The sequence below is a fragment of the Nonomuraea sp. NPDC049625 genome (assembly GCF_040675285.1).
GTDB classification, from domain to species: Bacteria; Actinomycetota; Actinomycetes; order Streptosporangiales; family Streptosporangiaceae; genus Nonomuraea; species Nonomuraea angiospora_A.
Window position 1 is genome coordinate 367656 of the sequence record NZ_JBFAOQ010000004.1, and the last position, 20255, is coordinate 387910.

Consider the following 20255-nt stretch of genomic DNA (forward strand, 5'->3'; position numbering starts at 1 on the left):
CGGCGACCTGCGCGCATCGCCGACCCAGCGACGAAGATCCGTTACGAGCACCTCCACCGTCCAGGCGTGGATCAGTGACCTGAGCAGCCGCCTCGGCACCGCTGGCGCGTCCGCCCCAAGCCGACCTACGACCAGGGCATGGCCTGGGCACCGCTCGCCTTCGCCGTCGAACGAGCCGAGGAGCCGGGACGCGTTCTCGTGGTGTCCTCCTGCGGGCGGATCACCAGCGCTCATGGTAGGACTGGGGGCATGGCCGAAGAGAGCGCCCCTTGATCAGGGGCTCATGTTGATCGACGATAACGAGCAGGCGGTGGCCACCGCGACGGGTCCCGCATCCGGCAGGGCCACACGGGAGGGGTTGAACGTGTCGAAAAGCGACTTGCAAACCGCGCTGGAACAGGCGGTGCAGTTCGCCGGGTACACCAAAATAGCTGTCTACGGACTGGACGGCCGACTCTGGGCCGTCAGTCCCGATGATTTCAGTCTCCAGCCCGAGGAATTTCAAGCGATCGTCAGCGCGGTCAATGACGTCACCCTCCTGTGGAACGACAACTATCTCTACTTTGAAGGCGTCCCGTACGAGTTGTCGGAAGGCGAGAACCTGTTGACATATACCGTCCCACAGTTCGTGGTCAGAGGCCTGGACGAAAGTGACGGTGACGGCATTGGCTGTGCCCTGGTTGAGCAGGGCCTCATCATCGCGCTGTTCAACGCGGACACGTCGGACGACGATTACACGTACATCGAAATTTTGGCCAATCTAGTCGGCACCCGGCGTAACTGACTGCGCCCGGTCTCCATCAACGGCCCCGACCGCACCACCGTCTCAGGTCTCCTGGCCGAACCGACCGGGACCCGGGTGGGCAGCGTCCTCCGCTGCGCGGTCGACACCGACAGGCCGAAGTCCTGATCCGGCGACGAGGGCGTCGCCGAGTTCCGAGCGTAGATAGAGGACCGAGCGACCGTGGCGGGCGCTGGCGAGGAGGCCGGCGGCACGGAGGGTGCGGAGGTGCTGGTTGACGGCCGAGGGGGTGACGCCCAGGCGGCCGGAGAGTTCGGTCGATGAGGCGGGGGTCTCAAGCATGGTGAGCAGCCCTGCCCGGGTGGCGCCCAGAAGGTCGGTGAGCACCCCCGGGGAGTGACGGGGCTCCGCTTGCCAGAGCGTGCCCACGCCCCGAGTGCCGTACATGATCAAAGGGGGCTCGGACGGGGAGATGGGGACGGTAGCCGCCCGGCTGAAGAGGGTCGGGACCAGGGTGAGGCCCTCGCCGCTGGTGGAGCGCCGGTAGCGGGCGTCGCTGATCAGCCGCATGGATACGACGCCGTCCTTCAGCTGAACGCGCTCGCTGAGGTCGGCGAACATCGCGGCCAGGCCGTGGGCCGAGATGACCTGGCCGCGGTGGACCACGTCGGCCTGCAGGACCGCGCGCATCCTGGGCCACCAGGGTGCGAAGCAGGTGCGCCAGTAGTCCCGCAGCGCGTCCAGGATGCGGGCCGACGGGTCACCGCGCAGCGGCTCGGGGAGCCGCGGGTGGATGGCGCGCAGGTCGTCGATCACCCGGTCCACGGGCACGCGGGCGACCGTGGCGAGTTCGTCGTCGATGCGGGTGAGCGGGGCATGGGGGCGGGGTGACAGGTAGTCCGGCGTCCACATGTCGTCGTTGGTGAGCGCCTGCAGCAGGGGCACGTCCAGCGTGGATCGGGCCTGCTCCGTGCGGCGCAGCCAGGGCAGGTGCACGGGATAGCGGCCAGGGTCGCGGAACGTGCGCAACGACAACGTGAGCTCGTTGAGCGGCGAGATGGCGAAGCGGACGTCGGCCACGTCCATCCCCGCGAGCTCGTACTCGATCAGCCCTGCCATGAAGCCATACGCTACATCAATTGGCGACAAAGGCCCTATTACGGGATAAAGGCCCCCGTGATCCAGACCTTCTTCCCTCAGGACCGTGTCGCCCGCTCACTGACTGTCAGCACGATGGCGTTCGCGCTCTCCAGCGGCGTCTTCTACACCGTCAGCACGCTGTACTTCACGCTCGTCATCGGGCTCAGCGCGACGACGGTGGGTCTCGGGCTGGGCATCGCGGGCGGCACCGGGGTGCTGGCCTCGTACGCGGGAGGGTGGCTGGCTGACCGGGTCGGCGCGCACCACGTCCAGACGGTGGCGACAGGGCTCAACGGGGTTGCGCTGCTCGCCTATACGTTCGTCTCCGACGCCGTCGTGTTCACCCTGATCGCCTGCCTGGCCGTGATCGCGCGTTCGGTGGGCTCCACGTCGAAGCAGGCGATGCTGGCGCGGTGGTACACCGGCCCGGAGCGGGTCGAGGTCCGGGCCCGGATGCGCGTGGTCACGAACGTCTTCATCGGCCTGGGCACGGTGGCCGCTGCGGCGGCGCTCCTGATCGGCACCGCGTCGGCGTACCGTGTGGCGGTGGTCGTCGCCGGCATCTTGCTGCTGGCGGCCACCGTGCCGCTGGCCGGGCTCGGGCGTCAGGTGCCGGAGCTCGCCGCCAGGATGACCGCCGTCAGGGAGCGCACCGCGTCCGCCGGGCCTTCGCCGCTCAGGGACCGTACGTACATCGCGAGCGTGGCGTGCAACGCCGTGGTGGCCACGCAGTTCGGCCTGCTGACCGTCGGCATGCCGCTCTGGGTGGCCACCACCGACGCGCCCACCGCCATCGTCTCCGCGCTACTCGTCCTCAACACCGTGGTCGTGGCCGCACTCCAGGTGCGCGCCTCGCGCGGCACCGACGACGTGCGCAAGGCCGGGCGCACGGTCAGGCGCGCGTCGTGGCTGCTCGCGATGGCATGCGGTCTGTACGCTCTGGCCGGCTACGGAAACATGATCGTCGCCTGCGTCCTGTTCGTCCTGGCCGCGTTCGCCCACACCATGGGTGAGATCCTGGGCGAGGCGGGCGGCTGGGGCATGGCCTTCGAACTGGCCGACCAGCGCAGCGCCGGCGCCTACCAAGGCCTCAGCCAGACCGGCTACGCGATCGCCGCCATGTTCTCCCCGATCCTCGCCACCACCGCCGTCGAACACGGCACCGCGGGCTGGGTCGGCCTGGCCGCCCTCTTCGTCCTGGCCGGCACGGGCGCCGCCGCGGTGGCCCGGCACGCAGCCGCCAGGGATCGAGCGGGACGTGGGGGCTCTTCGATGGTAGGCGCAAGTTGAGCGCGTCCGCGGCGGGTGGTGGCGTATCGGGTGCGTCGGGCCACCGGGTCTCAATGGCGGTGGCCAGGCGTTCGAGTTCGGGCAGGCCGGAGACGGCGCAGCGGTCGTAGAAGCGAAACAGCCGCTCAGCGATGACGGTGCGGTCAGTGACATCCCCACGATGCCGTGTCCCTGTCTCGCTCGATGCTTGACGGTCCTGCCTGCGAGCCGAGGGGTCTTTGTTAGTGAGCGCGGACGAGGGCGAGCATGTCTTCCACCGAGCCGGCCGGGTCGCTGATCGGAAACTGCACCGCACGGATGATCGCATCGGGGTCGACCAGCAAGGTGAGGCGCTTGAAGCGGTCGACGCCGGCCGCCCGGAAGGTCGGCAGCAGCAGCCCGGCCGCGAGCTTGCTGTCCTGGTCGGACAGAAGCGGGTAGGGCAACCTCGCGTGCGTGACGAAGGCGGACAGCTGGTCGGGTCGCTGGGTGCTGACGCCTCGGATCACGGCACCCGACGCCTCGAAGTCGGCATGCCGTGACGCGTAGGTGAGGGACTCCAGAGTGCAACCCGTGGCGCCCGGGATGTCGGCCCAACCAGGCGGGTAGCCCTGGGCGCCGGGCGCGAAGGCGCCGGGGAAGAAGTAGAGCACCGTCCAGGCACCGGGTGCGTTGGGCGCGGCCCGTTCGCCGTCGTGTCGTTCCAGAACGACATCTGGCATTTTCCGATCGACCAGCTCATGCACCCGGCGGGTCTCGGCGGACCCGTCCTCGCTGGTCGCGGTCAGCGCGCCATCGCCCATCACATGTCTGGTGCCCCAATCCTGTAGCGCGATGAGCGCCGGCAGCAGGCCCTCGCCCTTCGCGGTCAGCAGGTAGTCGTAACGCGGCGGGCGATCGGAGTAGGGCCGCTTCTCCAGCACCCCGTGTTCGACGAGCCCAGCCAGGCGCTCGGCCAGAGCTCGGCGGCTGACACCGAGCTCACGCTGAAGGCCGTCGAAGCGGGTGGTGCCGCCGGCGATGTCCCGCACCACCAGGAACGTCCACCAGTCACCGATCACTCCAAGCGCCTGCGCGATGCCGCAGTCGGCGTCGGGTAGATCAGCACGCTTCACATGCCCCAGTATATAGTGCATTCCATTCTGGAACTTACCTGGGAGATGTCGAGATGGCAGTCGACAGTGCGCGCGGCGCGAGCGTCTTCTGGCGGTGGTGGACGGCCGGCACGACCAGCGCGGTCGGTTCGGCGATGGGCGCGGTGGCGTTGCCACTGACGGCGTTGACGGTGCTCGACGCCTCCGCGTTGGAGATGGGCATGATCGCCGCTGCCGGTTACGTCGCCTGGATCGTGATCGGCCTACCCGCCGGGGTGATGGTGCAGCGACTACCCATGCGAAGGGTTCAGGTCGGCGCTGACCTGGCACGCGCGGCGGCGGTCATCTCCATTCCTCTGGCGTGGTGGCTGGACCGTCTGACGGTCGCCCAGTTGGTGATCGTGGCCCTCGTGATCAGCTTCGCGGACGTCATCTTCGACGTCGCCAACTCGACCTTCCTGCCGTCGATCGTGAGCAAGGAGCAGTTGCAGTCCCGTAACAGCCTGACCTCCGGCACCCAGGCCACAACTCAGCTCGGCGGACCATCCGTTGGCGGTCTCATCGTCCAGGTGCTCGGGGCTGTGCCTACCCTCCTCGTCGACGCGGCCAGCTACCTTGTCTCAGCCCTGCTGCTGCGGACCCTGCCCGAACGCCGCTCAGAGACCCCCGAGCGCTGGCCACCGGTACGCGCGATGATCCGGGAAGGCTGGCGTTTCGTCGTGCACCACCCGGTGATGGGGCCGTGCATGTGGGCCGCCACCGCGGCAAACACAGTCTGCGGGGCACAGCACGCGCTCTACGCGTTGTACCTCGTGCGTGAGTTGCACGCCGAGCCCGGCCTCGTCGGCCTGCTGCTAGCGGCCGACGGCGTCGGCACGCTGATCGGCGCGGCTTTGACGAACCACATCACAGCCAGGCTCGGGACCGCCCGCGCCCTGATCGTCGCCGGATTCGTCTCGCTCGCCGGGGCGCTTGTCGTACCCCTCGGCACCGGCTGGCAGGCCTTCGTCGCCTTCGCCGTCGGCAATGTGGTCTTCTCCGCCGGCGTGGTGGTCTTCAGCGTGGTCACCCGCACCTACCGGCAGATCGCCAGCCCGCCCGACCTGCTGCCCCGGGTGATGGCGACGGTCCGCTTCGTCTCCTGGGGTGCGATCCCGATCGGCGGGTTGATCGCCGGAGCCGTTGCCGGGGTCCTCAGCGGCCGCGTCACCTTGATGATTTTCGTCGTCGCGGCCGCCTGCATGCCGTTGGTCCTGCTGGCGTCACCGATCCGGCACCTGCGCAATCTCACCGACTATCAGCAGCGCGACGACTCAACCGGCTCGCCAACCGCATCGTCGGAACTCGCCGCCGACGCCGAACCGGCCTAGCCTCCGGAGCTGATGACCAGGCGCTGGATCTGCATGTTCTCCGATGCGCGATCCGGTCACCGGCGAAAACAACTCGATCATGTCAGTGAGCAGCGGTTACGCCTGCGGGCGTCTCGCGTCGCTTCTCCCTGGTTCCGATGCTCCCACGGAACAGCGACGGAACAAGAGCGGAGCTTGGAGGCGGCTGTGGCGATACCGAAGAAGGGCTCGCCGCTCATCACCGTCGACGGCACCGTCATCCGCTGGCGCGTCCGCCACAAGCCGACCTACGGACGCCGCGGTCCTGGAGCAGCACATGCCCAGCGAGGGCGTGGGCCGGCTGCTGGTGCGGCTGCTGACCGGTATTTCGAGGAGGCCGCGGCCGGGCGCAAGGAGAAGCGCCCGCCGCAGTTCCGCGACTGACGGCGTACGAGGACCTGGCGGCCCGCCCGTGCATCGGCGATGCTGTGACGCGTGGAGTACGTGTCCAGAGTGCCGCGACCGCCACTGGACGGGCTGATCGACGACCTCTACTACCTGGAGGGCGCGCCGCCGTACCCCCGGCTGACGCTGCCGCCGATGCCGTCAGCGGTGCTCATCCTCAACCTCGGGGCGCCGTTCCACATCCGCGCCGGCACCGACATCAAGACGGCCGAGTACGCCGACGGCTGCGTGGTCACCATGCCCACCCGCGCCTTCGAGTTCGGCTACCCACCGGGGACCCGGTCAGTCGGCGTGCACTTCAAGCCGTGGGGGCTGGCGCCGTTCCTGCCGATGCCTGCGGCCGAGCTGTGTGACCGGCCCGTGACAGTGGAACAGGTCTGGGGCCGTCCCGCCATTGCTGAGCTGCGAGACCGACTGGCCACGGCGGCCGGGCCGCACGAGATGCTGACGCTGCTCGAGGACGAGCTGATGCGACGGCTCTGCGAGACCGCCGGGCTGGGGCTGGTCCGCCACACGAGCAGCGTCATCGCGGCGGCCACGGGAGCGGTGGCGATCGGCGACCTGAGCGTGGCGGCCGGCGTCAGCGGCACCCATCTGGCGCAGCGGTTCAAGGAGCTCATCGGCGTCACGCCGAAGCGGCTCGCCCGCACCTACCGCTTCGCCGCCACCGTGCTCGCGATCGACCCCGCCGGACCGGTCAACTGGGTCGACCTCGCCGGTCGCGCCGGCTATTTCGACCAGGCCCACTTCGGGCACGAGTTCCGGGCGTTCACGGGGCTTACGCCGACCCGGTACGTCGAAGTCCGGCGGCGGTTCCTGCGCGAACATCCCGGCCATGCGCTCGACGTCGGGCCGCTGCCGGCCGTTTGATTTCTTACAAGAGCCGGCAACTCCCGATACGCCAGTATGGGCACTTCCCGAGCGGAGGAGAGAGCCCTATGGGCAAGGTGGTCATGTACAGCACGGTGTCGGTGGACGGCTTCATCGCGGACGAGAACGACCAGGTCGGACCGCTGTTCGACTGGATGTCCAGCGGTGACGTCCCCTTGGGCGAGACCGGGGAGGCGAAGGTGTCGCAGGCGTCCTACGACTACACCCGGCCGTACTGGGACCAGATCGGAGTGACGATCGTCGGCCGCCACGTCTTCGACCTGACGGACGGCTGGGGCGGCAAGCCTCCGGGCGGGATCGACCACGTGGTCGTCGTGTCCCACCGGCCGATGCCCAAGGGCTGGAACCCCGAGGCGCCGTTCCACTTCGTCGACGGTGTCAAGGCCGCCATGGCCAAGGCACAGGAACTTGCGGGCGACCGCACGGTCGAGGTCGCCGCCGGCGACGTCGGCGGCCAGGTGCTGGCCGCAGGGCTCGTCGACGAGGTCGCCATGGACGTCGCGCCCGTGGTGTTCGGATCTGGCAAGCGCTACTTCGGGTCAGTCGACGCACAGCACCTGCTGGAGGATCCTGACGTGGTGATCCAGGGCAACCGGGTGCTCCACCTCCGCTATCGGGTGCGCCGATGACCGATCTGAGCGGGTACGCGAAGAAACTCGCACCGCCGGCGGGCTGGCCATCGCGACCGAACTTCCGATCCCAGCGCCGATAGCGGTCCCGATCACGCCGATGCACCGAGGGGCCACAAAGGCGTGGGAGCCCATCAAGAGCATGGCGTTGGAGACCGTCTGCCCTCCCTGCGGCTCCAAACTCCCAGGACAAGCCACCGTACAAAGGGCCGATGTGGAGGGTCACGCCGAGAGTGCCACCCCGTAGCACCAGATAGCACGCTGAGATAGAGTTGACGAGTGAGCACTCCTGAGCCCGACCATTCCCATCAGATCTCCCAACGCGACCTGCGAAACCGGTCAGCGGAGATCATGGACGGCCTGGAACGCGGCGAGCGGTACGCCGTCACACGCAACGGTCATCACATCGGCGACCTGGTCCCCATCCGCCGTCGGCGCCGGGCCGTCTCGCGCGCCGAGTTCGCCGCCGTGTCCCGCGGCATGCCGCGACTGGACGACCAGAAATACCTCGAGGACATGAACCGCCACGTCGACGACGACCCCTACGATCGCGCCTACGGGAGAGGCGAGTTCGCAGAGGACGGGGAATGACTCTCGCTCAAGGGCTCCTCGACACCAACATCCTCATCCTGCGTGCCGGAATCGACCCTGACGAACTGCCCGACGAGATGATGATCAGCGCCATCACCACTGCCGAGCTGTCAGCCGGCGTACTGGTGGCCACTGGGGCACAGGAACTCGCGCAGCGAATGAAGATCCTTCAAACCGCCGAGGCCGAGTTCGACCCCCTTCCCTTCGACGACACCGCCGCCCGCGAGTACGGCCAGTTGTGGACCGCCGTCATCGCCTCAGGACGCAAACCCCGCCCCCGAACAGCAGACCTGATGATCGCCTGCGTGGCCATCGCGAACCGCCTCCCCCTTTACACCTGCAATCCCGAGGATTTCAAAGGCCTGGACCACCTGCTCGCCGTGGTCCCGGTCACACGGCCACGGTGGGTCAGTGCATGAAGGAGGCTGACCCTGCGGCCAGGATGAAGAAGCTTCACCGAACCAGCCTTGATTGAGCGCGACGCACACTTCGCCGACCCGGTCCTCCCGTCGGCCGGCCCGCTCGGCTTGTCCCGGGAAGGGAGAGGGCGGTGTTCGTCCTTCACGGTCCGGCCTCGTGCCGGCCGTGTCTCTTGCTCTGCGGCTGGTGTGCGCCTGGTGCCGCTGACTGATGCTGAGATCGCCGCCCAGCTCGCGCCGGCTGGGGCTGCTCGACACGAGGATGGCCGATTCGACTCTCGCCCGGACGAGATTCCCGATGTCGACGACCCGGACATGCCCGTCAAGGTCAACGCGAGTTGGTTCCCTCGGAACCCGGGTTCGAAGACGCCCACTACGATCAGGCCATGGGCATCCAGCGCACGCAGTTTCGTTTATATCGGTACACGTGCGCCGAAGAATGTCAGCACAAATTGCTGGTCCGGGTGAATCGGCCAAGCTACCCGAACTACGATCAGTCGGCCGAAGACGCGGCTGAGGCTTTCGCGGATTCCGCGGCCAATCACCTTCGGACCTGGTGGCAGCGCTGGCTGCTGCCCCGTGACTGCCGCCGTGAACACGAGTCCCGGCTGATGAACGTCTTTCACGAGGCCATTTCCGAAGAACTCGACGGCCCGGGCCTGAGAGAAATTTTGGTGTGGGAGACGGTGACCGATGATGATCCGATCATCGGCGCAGCCTCTACGGAAGAAGAGTTCTGGCGCCGGCTGAACGACTACTACGGGCCGGACGACCTACCCACGTCCGCGCGGCAGGTTGTCTCCCACTCCGTCTATTTCCTGACCGAGCAGGACGGAGCAGGCGATCTCCGTGACGCCTGACTCCTGAGCGGGATCATGCGGTCGACCAAGGAACGTCCGCCATCGGTTCTACCCCGCCACCGCCACACTGCGGCACACGGGGAGCAGCCGCAAGACATCCAACCGCGCCACTCCTCATCAGCCAGATCAGACAGCTCGGCCCCTCACCCACTCGACGTGCCGACACTGACAACAAGATCTAAGCGACAGCCCTTGAGGCCCGCTCATGGCGCAGCGCTCAGGCGGCTGTTCTCTCGCGCGACGCGCACACCCGGCGTACACCTTCGCCCGCTGCAATGCCCCGGCCGAACGCTCCTCGTGACCTATGGTCGGCCCTTGTAGGCGTGACCTGCACTCATTAGCGTGATCGGTCAAACGGCCGAGCCACACGGGGGATGCGCTGTGGATCGTGATGAGTTGGCCTATCTCAGTGACGGCCGCCGCAGGGTCGCTCTGGCGGCTCTGGCAACCCTGCTGCTGGAGGGGCGAATGCGGTTGTCCCACGCGGGCAAGCTCTATCCGGTCGCGGGCGCCGAGGCGGGCGATCCCGTGCTGGAGGCGGCGCTGGCGCAGCGGGCCACCCTGAAGGAGTCGCTCGCCGCGCTGGCCGAGCACGAGAGCGTGCGCGCGGTGGAGGAGGACCTGTTGCGCCGCGGGCTCGTCACGCGCGGATTGCTGGGCCGGTTCCGGCGTCCCACGCCGGAGGGCATGCGAATGGTCGAGGAGGCCAGAACGGTCAAGGGGAGAGGACAGGCGATCGCGGTCGCGCTCAACGGCCTGGCCGGGATCTCCGACGACTCGATCAAACGGCAGTTCGGCGCGGCCAAGGCGGGCCCGCTCCGAGGGCAGGGGCAAGGCGGCTGGGACGCCCGGGATTACGACAGCGGGTCTCCCGGGGGATCCATGTGACACCCGTCCCGCAGCCGGGCGGTGCCGACGTGAATCCCTGGACCTACAGGTGCGACTCCGATGCACTTCGTTGCGGCGCCGCGCGGGTCAAGGTCTACGAGCAACACCTTTCTGCCTCATTCGGCCGCGGCCACCGAGATGGACATCGCGGTGGCAGCCCCGATCACGGGAGTGGCCTTCGCGCCCGCCAAGGCCATCGATGACCGTCTGCAGCTCACTTGGCAAGGTGGCGGCTGATCACCAGGCGCTGGATCTGATTGGTGCCCTCGAAGATCTGCATGATCTTGGCCTCGCGCATGTAGCGCTCGACGCGGAACTCGCGCGTATACCCGTACCCGCCGAACACCTGCACCGCATCCGTCGTGACCTTCATCGCCGCGTCCGTCGCGACCAGCTTGGCGATGCTCGCCTGCCTGCTGTACGGCAGGCCGGCATCGCGGCGCCGGGCAGCGTCGAGGTAGGTGGCCCGCGCGCTCTCCACCCCCGCCGCCATGTCCGCCAGCAGGAACCCGAGCCCCTGGTGGTCGATGATCCGCTTGCCGAACGTCTGGCGTTCCTTGGCGTAGGCCACGGCCTCGTCGAGCGCGGCCTGTGCGAGGCCGGTGGCGCAGGCGGCGATGCCGAGCCGCCCCGAGTCGAGCGCGCTGAAGGCGATCTGCAGCCCCTGGCCCTCCTCGCCGATCAGCCGGTCCTCCTCCAGGATCGCCCCGTCCCAGTGGGCGCTGGTGGTCGGTACGGCGTGCAGCCCCATCTTCTCCTCGGGCCGCCCGAACGTCAGCCCGTCGGCGGCCCCCGGCGCGAGGAAGCAGGAGATGCCCCGCGACCCCTCCCCGGTCCGGACGAAGAGCGCGTAGAAGTCGGCGAGGCCGCCGTGGGTGATCCACGCCTTGTTGCCGGTGATCCGGTAGCCGGTCTCCACCCGCTCCGCCTTGCAGGTCAGCGCCCCGGCGTCGGAGCCGGCCTGGGGCTCCGACAGGCTGTAGCCGCCGATCAGGCGCCCGGCCAGCATGTCGGGCAGCCACCGCTCGCGCTGCTCGGGGGTGCCGTAGGCGGAGACGGGGAAGCAGGCCAGGGTGTGCACGCTGGTGGCGACCGCGACGGCCGCCCACCGCATCGCCAGCTCCTCGATCACCTGCAGGTAGACCTCGTACGGCTGCCCGCCGCCGCCGAGCTCCTCCGGGTACGGCAGCCCGAGCAGCCCCGCCGCGCCCAGCGTGGCGAACAGCCCCTCCGGGTACGTCTCGGAGCGCTCGTGCTCGTCGACCCGGCGCGCGAGCTCCTTGTCGGCGATGTCGCGGGTCAGCTCGATGAGATCCCGGGCGTCCTGGTCGGGCAGCAGCCGGTCAACGGTCACGATCTCTCCTGGCTCGTAACGGGCTCGTCCAGCCGCGCGAGCGCGGCCTTGGCGCGGTCGCGGAACTCGGCGACCCGGGCGAGCTTGATGTCCTCGTACCCCCGGATCAGGTCGGGCAGGCCCGCGATCTCCGCGACCGTCTCGGCGCTGCCGGGCGTGAGCTTGTCCAGCGCGGTCCGCACCAGGTCGCGGTATTCGACGACCAGCTCGCGTTCGACGCGCCGTACGCGGGCGTGGCCGAAGACGTCGAACGTCGTGCCGCGCAGCACCCTGGCGGCCCGCAGCCCGCGGAACAGAACCCCGGCGGAACGGCGTACCTTGATCTTACGCTTGAGCCCCAGCGCCCGCAGCAGCGGCGGGTGCAGCAGCACCGACACGACCGCGTCCGGGCCGTACTCGCGCTCCCTCCGCTCCTTCTCCACGGGGTCGAGGTGCAGGCGGGCGACCTCGTACTCGTCCTTGTAGGCCATGAGCTTGTGCAGGGCGCGGGCGTACGCGAGCCCGATCCGGGCGCCCGCCTCCTCGCCCGCCAGCTTGACCGCGGTGTCCGCCACCTGCCGCACGTCCTCCTCGTACGAACGGGCGTAGGCGGCGTTCTGGTAGCCGGTCAGGTCGGCGACGCGGGTGGCCACCACCTCGTCCAGCCCCTCGGCGGCCGGCGACGGAGCGGGCTCCGCAGCGACCACGGTGGCGCGGCCCCAGCGGAAGGCGGCGAGGTTCTGCTCGACGGCGGCCCCGTTGAGCGTGATGGCCCGCTCGACGGCGGCGGCGGAGACCGGCAGGCAGCCGTGCTGGTAGGCGGCGCCGAGGAGGAGCAGGTTCACCGGCATGTGGTCGCCGAACAGACGCTCCGACAGCCCCTGGGCGTCCAGGCACTCGACGCGCCTGGCGGCGGACTCGACGCGGGCGACCGCGTCCGCGTGCCCCGGCACGACCGCGCGCCCGGTCACCATGGCGGCGGTGGGGACGACGGCGGTGTTCAGGATGGCGACGGTGCGTTCGGGCGAGGCCGTGGCCAGGTTCGACTCGGCCGCCGCGCCCAGCAGGTCGAACCCGATCAGCACGTCCGCGCTCCCCGGCGTGGCCCGCACGGAGCCCTCCAGGGGCCGCGCCGAGATCCGCACGTCGCTGACCACGGGGCCGCCCTTCTGCGCCAGCCCGGTCTGGTCGAGCCCGGACGCGTACAGGCCGTCGAGGTGGGCCGCCATCTGCAGGATCTGCGAGACGGTGACGACGCCGGTGCCGCCGATGCCGGGCATCCGGATCAGGGCCTCGACGGGCCGGCTCGCGGGCTCCGGCACCTCGGCGGGCGGCGGCGGGGCCTGGCGACGGCGTACGGTGCCCGGCTCCACCAGGAGGAACGACGGGCAGTCGCCCTTGAGGCAGCTCAGGTCGGAGTTGCAGGAGGCCTGGTGGATGCGGGTCTTGCGGCCGTACTCGGTCTCGACCGGCTGCACGGACAGGCAGGTCGACACCTCTCCGCAGTCGCCGCAGCCCTCGCAGACCCGCTCGTTGATCACGACCTTCTCCGTGGGCGTGGGCAGCTTGCCGCGCTTGCGCAGCCGCCGCTCCTCGGCCGCGCACCGGTCGTCGTGGATCAGCACGGTCACGCCGTCGAGGGCGGCCAGCTCCTTCTCCACCTCGGGCAGGTCGTCGCGGTGCCGCACCGACGCGATCCCCGCCAGCCGCACCCCCCGGTACGTCTCCGGCTCCGGCGAGGTGACCACGATCCGGCGCACACCCTCGATGGCCAGCTCGTGCGTCAGCGCCGGCACGTCCAGCCGGCCCTCGGCGCGCTGGCCGCCGGTCATGGCCACGGCGTCGTTGTAGAGCAGCTTGTACGTCATCGTCACCCCGGCGGCGACGGCGGCCCTGATCGCCAGGGAGCCGGAGTGGTGGAAGGTGCCGTCGCCGAGGTTCTGCACGAAGTGCCGGTCCTCGGTGAACGGCGCCAGCCCGAACCACTGCGCGCCCTCGCCGCCCATCTGCGTGAGGCCCACCTGGGTGCCGCGCCCGTGGCCGTCCAGGGCGATCATGGCGTGGCAGCCGATGCCGACACCGACCAGCGTGCCGTCGGAGGTGCGGGTGGAGGTGTTGTGGGGGCAGCCGGAGCAGAAGTACGGGGTGCGCGCGGCCACCAGGGGCAGCATGCGCCTCGGCCGGACCTTCGCGCGCGGGGCCAGGTCGATGTCCAGGCAGGCGGCGACGGCCTTGGCCACGTCCTCGGCACCCAGGGTGCCGCGGGCGGTCAGCAGGTCCCGGCCCACGACCGCCGGCATGCGCTCCCGCCCGTACAGGGCCTGCTTGAGCTGCCCCTCCAGGAACGGCACCTTGTCCTCGACCACCAGCACCTTGTCCAGGTCGGCGGTCATGGCGGCCAGGTCGTCGTAGGCGAGCGGGAACGGCATCCCGAGCTTGATCAGCCGGATCCCGCGCTCGTCCAGCGCCGCCTCGTCCAGGCCGAGGTCGGCCAGGGCGCGCAGGACCACCGCGTACGTGGTGCCGGAGGCCAGGATGCCCAGGGCGGTGTTGCCCGCTCCCGCCGTCACCCGGTTCAGGCCGTGCTCGCGGGCGTACTCGCGGGCCAGGTCGAGGCGGCGGGTGAGCATGTCGTGCTCGGCGTCCAGCGCGGCGGCGCCGAGCAGGAGAGGGGCCGCGCCGCGATCTCTCTTGTCGGGCATCGGGATGCCGGCGCGGAGCCGGCCGAGGTCCACCGTGGCGGACGCGTCGGCGATGTCCGCGACGATCTTCAGCCCCGCCCAGAGCCCGGTGGCGCGCGACAGGGCCACCGCGTGCAGCCCGAACTCGACGATCTCCGCGATCGAGCCGGGCGCGAGCAGCGGCATGGACAGGCTCTGGCACATGGGCTCGCACGTGCTGGGCAGCGTGGAGGACTTGCAGCCGGGGTCGTCGCCGATCCAGGCCACCGCGCCGCCCAGGGGCGCCGTGCCGGCCGTGTTGGCGTGCCGGATGGCGTCGGCGGCGCGGTCGAGGCCGGGGTTCTTGCCGTACCAGAATCCGGTGACGCCGTCGTGCCGGCGGCCCGGCACCTGGTCGAGCAGCTGGGTGCCGGCCACCGCCGTGGCGGCCAGCTCCTCGTTCAGGCCCGCCTGGAAGACCACGCCGGCCGGCTCCAGGAACCGCGCCGCCCGTTTCATCTCCAGGTCCACGCCTCCCAGCGGCGAACCCTGGTAGCCGGTGACGAACACACGCGTGTCCAGCCCGTGTTCCTCGTCCAGCCGGCGCTGCTCCAGCGTCAGGCGCACCAGGGCCTGGATGCCGGAGATGAGGACCCGGCCGTCATGTGCCGTGTACTTGTCGTCGAGCGACACTGTTGGCTCGCTCACGCTCGAACCTCCTGGCCTCGTACTTGTGTGCCAAGCACAGCAACGCGGGATGATATGCGCAAGTATTAGATGAGAAAGTGCCCGGAAGACGCAAACTATGTGAACACTTGGGCTTGGCGGCTGAGGTTCTTTGCGCCGGACGAAGGGGTTCTCGCATGCCTGATGTGGACGACGTCGACCACCGCATCCTCCGGCTGCTGCGGGAGGACGGGCGCAGGACGTTCTCGGAGATGGCGGACCTGGTGGGGCTGTCGGTCGCGGCGGTGAAGCGGCGGGTCGACCGGCTCAGGGATCTCGGCGTGATCACGGGGTTCACGGTGCAGATCGACTACGGCAAGCTGGGGTGGGGGATCGAGGCGTTCACGGAGCTACGTTATCCGGGCACGACTCCCGTGAGCGAGATCGTCCGCACCGCCACGGACGTGCCCGAGGTGCAGGCGGTGTTCACGATCGCGGGCGATCCGGACGCCCTGATCCACGTGCGGGTACGCGACCTCGGGCACCTGCAGCAGGTCATCGACCGGCTGCGGCGGGCCGGGGACGTGACCGGGACCAAGACGCTGCTGGTGCTCGGCTCGTGGACCCGCGAGGCGCTGTCCCCTCGCGCCCGCTGAGCCTCACCGCTTCTTGCCCGCTTCGGCGGGAGCCCGGTTGCGGGTACGGTCCCGGGCCTGCTCGCGGCGGGAGAAATGCCATACGAGCAGGCTGATCGCCAGGAGGACGGCGAAGCCCAGGCCGAGCCCCCAGCCCGACACGCCGGCCAGGGGGAGGTCGTCGGCCTCCGACTCCGGTTCCTCGCCGCCGGACTCCGGCCGGGACCCGCGATGGGCGGGTCCCCCGCCGACCCCCACCTGATATCCACCCTCATGGAGACCTTCCGGGTACGGCACCTGGCCGGGCCCGGCCTTCTCCCCGGGGCCCGGCTGACCGGGACCCGGCTGGACCGGCCCCTGGCCGGGGACGGGCTGGAGCGGATCCTGGCCGGGCAGGGGCGGAACGTAACCCTCACCGGGGACGGGCTGCGGAGGCCCGGCGTCGTCACCCGAAGTGGGGCCCGGAACGGGGCCCGGCTCCGCCGTGGCGGACGGCACCGGATCGGCCGTGGGCGCGGGGTCCGGTTCCTTGGGGGTGTCGGGGCTCGGCGTCGGCCGCGGAGCCGGGGCCGGATCGGGTACGGCGGACGCGCAGCCGCCACCCCCGGCGGGGCCCTCCACCGGCGCGTCCTCGGAACCGCCCGTGTTGCCGGGGGCGCAGTCGTCGACGGCGCCGCCGTCCGGGCCTGCGGCCTCCGGACGGCCCCCGACCCGCGCCCGGGTCGGGCTGACCATCCGCGTCGTGCCGCTGCCCATCCCCCAGGCCGTGACCTCGGCGCGGTTGAGGACGTGCGCGCCCTCCGGGATTCCCGGGTCGATCATGACCGGGATCTCGTAGCTCACGCTCTGCCCCGCGGGGAGCGTCAGCCCGGGCCCGCCGCAGGCGACGGCGCCGCCGTGCCTGATGAGGGCGCAGTCGTCGGGGATCGGGCCCGGGATCGCGTTGCGGTCCAGCGTGTCGATGACCGTCACGTTCTGGGCGGCCCGGTCCCCCGCGTTCGTGACGGTGACCGAGTAGACCGACTCCCCGCCGATGACCATCGGCTCCGGGCTGACGGTCCCGATGATCCGCAGGTCCGGGCTCCCGGGCACGTGGAACGCGGCCGGAACCGCGCCGGACAGCGGCGGCGGGGCGGAGCCGTACACTCCGGTCCACCCGCCTACGGCGAGGAGCGCGATGACCGCCGCGATCCCGGGCATGCCCATGTCGTCCCCCCGCCTGACCGCGCCGTGCCGCTCGACCGGGGACGATCCTCCTCTCACCCGCCCCGCCCACGGGGCGGCCCGACCGGAACCATGCGCCGCCATGGCGAACCCTTTGCCCGCCCGGCAGGCGTTCCGCGCTCGACGAACACCCGCCCGCCGCGGATCGAGGACGCGTACCGTCGGGGTCATGCCCGATGTCGCGCGCTACGACGAGATCGCCGACTTCTACGCCGCCGGCTGGACCGACGTCATCGACGACCCGGCCTCCGCGCGCCTGCTCGACCTGCTGGGGCCGGTCGGGGGCACGCGGGTGCTGGAGATCGCCTGCGGCCACGGCCGGGTCAGCCGCGAGCTGGCCCGCCGGGGCGCCGCCGTCGTGGGCGTGGACGTCTCACAGGCCCTGATCGCGAAGGCGAGGGCCGCCGAGCGCGACGCGCCGCTGGGCATCCGCTACCTCCACGCGGACGCCTCCCGGCCCGGCCTGCCGGATGCGTTCGACGCGGTGGTCTGCAACTTCGGCCTCTCCGACATCGACGAGCTCGAAGGCGCCGTCACGGCCGCCGCCGGCGCGTTGCGGCCCGGAGGGGTCTTCGCCTGCTCGATCCTGCACCCGTGCTTTCCCGGCGGCCCGGGGGTGTCCGGCTCCTGGCCGGGGGACGCGCGCTACCACGCCGAGGGCTGGTGGCGCGCCGACGGGGAGCTTTCCGCGCTGCGCCGCCAGGTGGGCGCCAACCACCGTACGCTCTCGACGTACGTCAACACCTTCCGCCGCCACGGCCTGTGGGTGGACGAGTTCGCCGAGCCCGAGCCGGCTCCCGAATGGGCGGCGAATCGACCGGAAGCGGCCCACTTCCCCGTGTTCCTCGTCATAAAGTGCGTCAAGGAATTACGGGAAACGGGGGCGTTGTCGTGAGAAATCCGGAGACCGCGGCTCAGTTGGCGGCGCACGGGACGTACAGGGTCGCGTGGATCAGCATGAGCGCCTTCACCGGCACCCTCGGAGCGTTCGCGATGCTCGCGAGCTTCATGCCGACCAATTACGACTGGGACCCCGAGATGCCGGATTACAGCGATCCGGACATGATGACGCTGGCGACCGCGGCGTCGGGTTCCGCCGTCCTCCTGACCCTGGCGGCGATGGCCTTCGTGTGGCGGAGCACGTCGGCGTTCGTCGTCTTCTCCCTCCTCCTCGCCGTCGACCTCTACCGGTTCACCATGCTGATCACTCACTGAGGCGGCGTGTAGGGCGGGAGGTTGAAGCGGGTGCGGATGGTCCGCTGGACCGTCGCCTTGTCCGACCGGGCGTCGACGGTCATCACGTACTCCTTGCCCCTGAACAGCTCCACCACGGGGTCGATCTTGCTGTGGTACTCGCGCAGGCGTCTGGCCAGGGCGTCCGGGGTGTCGTCGGCGCGGGAGACCAGCTCGCCGCCGCACACGTCGCAGCGGCCCTCCTCCGCCGGCCGGTGGGCGATCAGGTTGTAGTCCATGCCGCAGCGCGAGCACAGGCGGCGGGCCAGGACGCGGCGGCGCACCTCCTCGTCCGGCAGGTCCAGGTGGATCACCCCGTCGATGTCGTAGCTCTCCAGGAAGAACTCCGCCTGGCGGCGGTTGCGGGGGAAGCCGTCGATGATGAAGCCGTAGTTCCAGTCGTGCTGCTGGAGCCGGTCCCTGACCACGGCCTCCACCAGGTCGTCCCCCACCAGTTCGCCGGCCGCGACCAGGCGGCGGACCTGGGCGCCCAGCTTGGTGTGGTTCTTGACGTGCCAGCGGAAGATGTCGCCGACGCTGATGTGCACGAGGTCGAGGTCGCCGGCGAGCATGGCGCTCTGGGTGCCCTTGCCGCTGCCCTGGACGCCGAGGATCACGTATTTGCGCATATGCCCCACGTTCCCACAACCGACCCAGCGGGATCATGGTCGGGAAGGTGTGTGGTGTGGCGGCACCCGGAGCACACCACACCACACACGTCCATCACCGAGGGGTGAACTGCCAGTTTGCGGACATTTCCGAAATGTGTCAATGAATCATAGAAAGCTATCGGCCCTGGAGGCCGATGCCAACCGTAATAATCAGCCATAACTTGGGGAAACTCTCGCCGAAATATTTCGACACTCGTGAAACTTGCGCAGCGTGAGTTGATACGTAGATTTCCGGATGCTTCACACAGCGGTTGTGCCGGAAGGTGGGTTCATGCGCGCGCTGACCGTGTTCCTGTCCAGCCTGCTCCTCGCCACGACACTCTCCGCACCCGCCGGGGCGAAACCGCTCGCCCTGACGTCCGAGGTCGTCTTCCAGCGGGCCGACTTCGCCACCGGCACGTACGAGGGCACCACGGCCGGCGACGGCCTGTCGTTCGGCACGGCCGCCGGCACCGTCTCCTACACCGACGCGCTCGGCACCAAGAGCTGGGAGTACGCCCGCTGGACCGGCCCCGAGCGGACCATCGGGTTCGACGCCACCGAGCTGATCGCCTCCTGGACCGCGGACGTGCCCCCGGGCAGCTGGATGCAGGTCGAGGCCCGGGCCAGGAACGCCGAGGGGCTGACCAAGTGGTTCTCGCTCGGCCGCTGGGCGTACGCGGAGGGCGACATCCGCCGCACCTCCGTGCCGGGGCAGGGCGACGCTGACGCGAACGTCTCGGTTGACACGCTGGTCGCGGCGGCGGGCAAGCCCATCACCGCCTACCAGCTGCGCCTCACCCTCTACCGCGCGCCCGGCTCCGCGGTCACGCCGCGCGTGCGCACCTCCGGCGTCATGGCCTCCAACGTGCCCGACCGCAAGACCGTGCCGGTCAGCCCGGGCGGGGGCGCCTGGGGGACGGAGCTCGCCGTGCCGCGCCGCTCCCAGAACGTGCACCAGGGCCACTACCCCGAATGGGACGGCGGCGGCGAGGCCTGGTGCAGCCCGACCTCGACCACCATGGTCCTCGGCTACTGGGACAGGTGGCCGAGCGCGCAGGACACCTCCTGGGTCGACCCCTCCGACCCGAACCCCGAGGTCGACTACGCCGCCCGCTACACCTACGACCACGCCTACCAGGGCGCCGGCAACTGGCCGTTCAACACCGCCTACGCCGGACGCTACGGAATGGACGGGTTCGTCACGCGGCTGCGGTCGCTGACCGAGCTGGAGCAGCTGATCAAGGCGGGCATCCCGGTCATCACCTCGCAGTCGTTCAAGAAGGGCGAGCTGCCCGGCGCCGGCTACGGCACCAACGGGCACCTCATGGCGATCGTGGGCTTCACCTCGTCGGGTGACGTGATCGCCAACGACCCGGCGTCGTCCGGCAACGCCGCCGTGCGGCACGTCTATCCCCGGGCGGACTTCGAGAACGTGTGGCTGCGGAGCTCCAGCAGCGGCGGCGTGACGTACATCATCCACCCGCCCGGCCACGCTCTGCCCGCCACGACGCCGGGGCTGCCCGCCAACTGGTGAT

General features: G+C 70.1%; 20 protein-coding genes. 14 read left to right on the plus strand and 6 right to left on the minus strand.

Going from position 1 to position 20255, the window contains the following annotated elements; translation table 11 throughout:
- Nucleotides 1-283 precede the first annotated feature (283 nt).
- Nucleotides 284-784, plus strand: a complete 501-nt coding sequence (locus AB0J87_RS20060) for a profilin (RefSeq protein WP_363967146.1) — start codon at nucleotides 284-286, stop codon at nucleotides 782-784.
- A 42-nt stretch (nucleotides 785-826) separates the two neighbouring features.
- Here the strand turns inward: AB0J87_RS20060 and AB0J87_RS20065 are convergent, their stop codons facing one another.
- Nucleotides 827-1861 carry a DUF5937 family protein gene (locus AB0J87_RS20065; RefSeq protein ID WP_363967147.1) on the minus strand — a complete coding sequence of 345 codons (1035 nt, stop codon included), beginning with the start codon at nucleotides 1859-1861 and terminating at the stop codon, nucleotides 827-829.
- 57 nt (nucleotides 1862-1918) lie between these two features.
- On the opposite strand from AB0J87_RS20065, the gene AB0J87_RS20070 reads away from it, so the two are divergent.
- A complete protein-coding gene (locus AB0J87_RS20070) occupies nucleotides 1919-3172 on the plus strand; it encodes an MFS transporter (protein WP_363967149.1) in 1254 nt (417 codons plus the stop codon).
- A gap of 221 nt (nucleotides 3173-3393) precedes the next feature.
- On the opposite strand, the gene AB0J87_RS20075 is transcribed toward AB0J87_RS20070, so the two are convergent.
- Nucleotides 3394-4266, minus strand: a complete 873-nt coding sequence (locus AB0J87_RS20075) for a winged helix-turn-helix transcriptional regulator (RefSeq protein WP_363967151.1) — start codon at nucleotides 4264-4266, stop codon at nucleotides 3394-3396.
- Between the two features lie 53 nt (nucleotides 4267-4319).
- Between AB0J87_RS20075 and AB0J87_RS20080 the strand changes: the two genes are divergently transcribed.
- The 8 genes from AB0J87_RS20080 (at nucleotide 4320) to AB0J87_RS20115 (ending at nucleotide 10316) form a co-directional block, all read left to right on the plus strand.
- Nucleotides 4320-5615 (plus strand): MFS transporter, encoded by a 1296-nt coding sequence (locus AB0J87_RS20080; protein ID WP_363967153.1) that lies wholly within the window; start codon nucleotides 4320-4322, stop codon nucleotides 5613-5615.
- Between the two features lie 186 nt (nucleotides 5616-5801).
- Nucleotides 5802-6017 (plus strand): hypothetical protein, encoded by a 216-nt coding sequence (locus AB0J87_RS20085; RefSeq protein ID WP_363967154.1) that lies wholly within the window; start codon nucleotides 5802-5804, stop codon nucleotides 6015-6017.
- 51 nt (nucleotides 6018-6068) lie between these two features.
- Nucleotides 6069-6908, plus strand: coding sequence for a helix-turn-helix domain-containing protein (locus AB0J87_RS20090; RefSeq protein ID WP_363967156.1), 840 nt, complete (start codon nucleotides 6069-6071; stop codon nucleotides 6906-6908).
- 68 nt (nucleotides 6909-6976) lie between these two features.
- Entirely contained in the window at nucleotides 6977-7558 is a 582-nt protein-coding gene (locus AB0J87_RS20095; protein ID WP_363967158.1) for a dihydrofolate reductase family protein, read from the plus strand.
- A 279-nt stretch (nucleotides 7559-7837) separates the two neighbouring features.
- Nucleotides 7838-8149, plus strand: a complete 312-nt coding sequence (locus tag AB0J87_RS20100) for a prevent-host-death protein (RefSeq protein ID WP_363967159.1) — start codon at nucleotides 7838-7840, stop codon at nucleotides 8147-8149.
- The gene (locus AB0J87_RS20105; RefSeq protein ID WP_363967161.1) at nucleotides 8146-8568 is read left to right on the plus strand and encodes a type II toxin-antitoxin system VapC family toxin; all 423 of its coding nucleotides are present in this window, start codon (nucleotides 8146-8148) and stop codon (nucleotides 8566-8568) included. Before AB0J87_RS20100 ends, AB0J87_RS20105 begins: the two co-directional genes overlap by 4 nt.
- A gap of 386 nt (nucleotides 8569-8954) precedes the next feature.
- Entirely contained in the window at nucleotides 8955-9428 is a 474-nt protein-coding gene (locus AB0J87_RS20110) for a hypothetical protein (protein ID WP_363967163.1), read from the plus strand.
- A 342-nt stretch (nucleotides 9429-9770) separates the two neighbouring features.
- Nucleotides 9771-10316 carry a TIGR04222 domain-containing membrane protein gene (locus AB0J87_RS20115; protein ID WP_363967165.1) on the plus strand — a complete coding sequence of 182 codons (546 nt, stop codon included), beginning with the start codon at nucleotides 9771-9773 and terminating at the stop codon, nucleotides 10314-10316.
- A gap of 214 nt (nucleotides 10317-10530) precedes the next feature.
- Here the strand turns inward: AB0J87_RS20115 and AB0J87_RS20120 are convergent, their stop codons facing one another.
- Entirely contained in the window at nucleotides 10531-11670 is a 1140-nt protein-coding gene (locus AB0J87_RS20120; protein WP_363967167.1) for an acyl-CoA dehydrogenase family protein, read from the minus strand.
- Entirely contained in the window at nucleotides 11667-15017 is a 3351-nt protein-coding gene (locus tag AB0J87_RS20125; protein ID WP_363967168.1) for an indolepyruvate ferredoxin oxidoreductase family protein, read from the minus strand. Before AB0J87_RS20125 ends, AB0J87_RS20120 begins: the two co-directional genes overlap by 4 nt.
- Nucleotides 15018-15172: 155 nt before the next feature.
- Between AB0J87_RS20125 and AB0J87_RS20130 the strand changes: the two genes are divergently transcribed.
- Entirely contained in the window at nucleotides 15173-15631 is a 459-nt protein-coding gene (locus AB0J87_RS20130; protein ID WP_363967170.1) for an Lrp/AsnC family transcriptional regulator, read from the plus strand.
- Between the two features lie 3 nt (nucleotides 15632-15634).
- Here AB0J87_RS20130 and AB0J87_RS20135 read toward each other — a convergent pair whose 3' ends face one another.
- On the minus strand, nucleotides 15635-16873 hold the full coding sequence (locus tag AB0J87_RS20135) for a hypothetical protein (protein ID WP_363967172.1): 1239 nt from the start codon (nucleotides 16871-16873) through the stop codon (nucleotides 15635-15637).
- Nucleotides 16874-17003: 130 nt separating this feature from the next.
- Between AB0J87_RS20135 and AB0J87_RS20140 the strand changes: the two genes are divergently transcribed.
- The gene (locus AB0J87_RS20140) at nucleotides 17004-17729 is read left to right on the plus strand and encodes a class I SAM-dependent methyltransferase (protein ID WP_363967173.1); all 726 of its coding nucleotides are present in this window, start codon (nucleotides 17004-17006) and stop codon (nucleotides 17727-17729) included.
- 62 nt (nucleotides 17730-17791) lie between these two features.
- A complete protein-coding gene (locus AB0J87_RS20145) occupies nucleotides 17792-18049 on the plus strand; it encodes a hypothetical protein (protein WP_363967175.1) in 258 nt (85 codons plus the stop codon).
- On the opposite strand, the gene AB0J87_RS20150 is transcribed toward AB0J87_RS20145, so the two are convergent.
- Entirely contained in the window at nucleotides 18043-18696 is a 654-nt protein-coding gene (locus tag AB0J87_RS20150; RefSeq protein WP_350725282.1) for a nucleoside monophosphate kinase, read from the minus strand. The two genes, AB0J87_RS20145 and AB0J87_RS20150, sit on opposite strands and share 7 nt — an antisense overlap.
- Before the next feature lie 313 nt (nucleotides 18697-19009).
- Here AB0J87_RS20150 and AB0J87_RS20155 point away from each other — a divergent pair, with 313 nt between their 5' ends.
- Nucleotides 19010-20254 carry a C39 family peptidase gene (locus AB0J87_RS20155; protein ID WP_363967177.1) on the plus strand — a complete coding sequence of 415 codons (1245 nt, stop codon included), beginning with the start codon at nucleotides 19010-19012 and terminating at the stop codon, nucleotides 20252-20254.
- The last annotated feature ends 1 nt before the right edge of the window (nucleotide 20255 follow it).

Bases quoted from the DNA above. Each gene is read 5' to 3' on its own strand.
- AB0J87_RS20060 (WP_363967146.1), top strand. From the start codon at position 284: ATGTTGATCGACGATAACGAGCAGGCGGTGGCCACCGCGACGGGTCCC.
- AB0J87_RS20065 (WP_363967147.1), bottom strand. From the start codon at position 1,861: ATGGCAGGGCTGATCGAGTACGAGCTCGCGGGGATGGACGTGGCCGAC.
- AB0J87_RS20080 (WP_363967153.1), top strand. From the start codon at position 4,320: ATGGCAGTCGACAGTGCGCGCGGCGCGAGCGTCTTCTGGCGGTGGTGG.
- AB0J87_RS20095 (WP_363967158.1), top strand. From the start codon at position 6,977: ATGGGCAAGGTGGTCATGTACAGCACGGTGTCGGTGGACGGCTTCATC.
- AB0J87_RS20105 (WP_363967161.1), top strand. From the start codon at position 8,146: ATGACTCTCGCTCAAGGGCTCCTCGACACCAACATCCTCATCCTGCGT.
- AB0J87_RS20110 (WP_363967163.1), top strand. From the start codon at position 8,955: ATGGGCATCCAGCGCACGCAGTTTCGTTTATATCGGTACACGTGCGCC.
- AB0J87_RS20130 (WP_363967170.1), top strand. From the start codon at position 15,173: ATGCCTGATGTGGACGACGTCGACCACCGCATCCTCCGGCTGCTGCGG.
- AB0J87_RS20140 (WP_363967173.1), top strand. From the start codon at position 17,004: ATGCCCGATGTCGCGCGCTACGACGAGATCGCCGACTTCTACGCCGCC.
- AB0J87_RS20145 (WP_363967175.1), top strand. From the start codon at position 17,792: ATGAGCGCCTTCACCGGCACCCTCGGAGCGTTCGCGATGCTCGCGAGC.
- AB0J87_RS20150 (WP_350725282.1), bottom strand. From the start codon at position 18,696: ATGCGCAAATACGTGATCCTCGGCGTCCAGGGCAGCGGCAAGGGCACC.
- AB0J87_RS20155 (WP_363967177.1), top strand. From the start codon at position 19,010: ATGCGCGCGCTGACCGTGTTCCTGTCCAGCCTGCTCCTCGCCACGACA.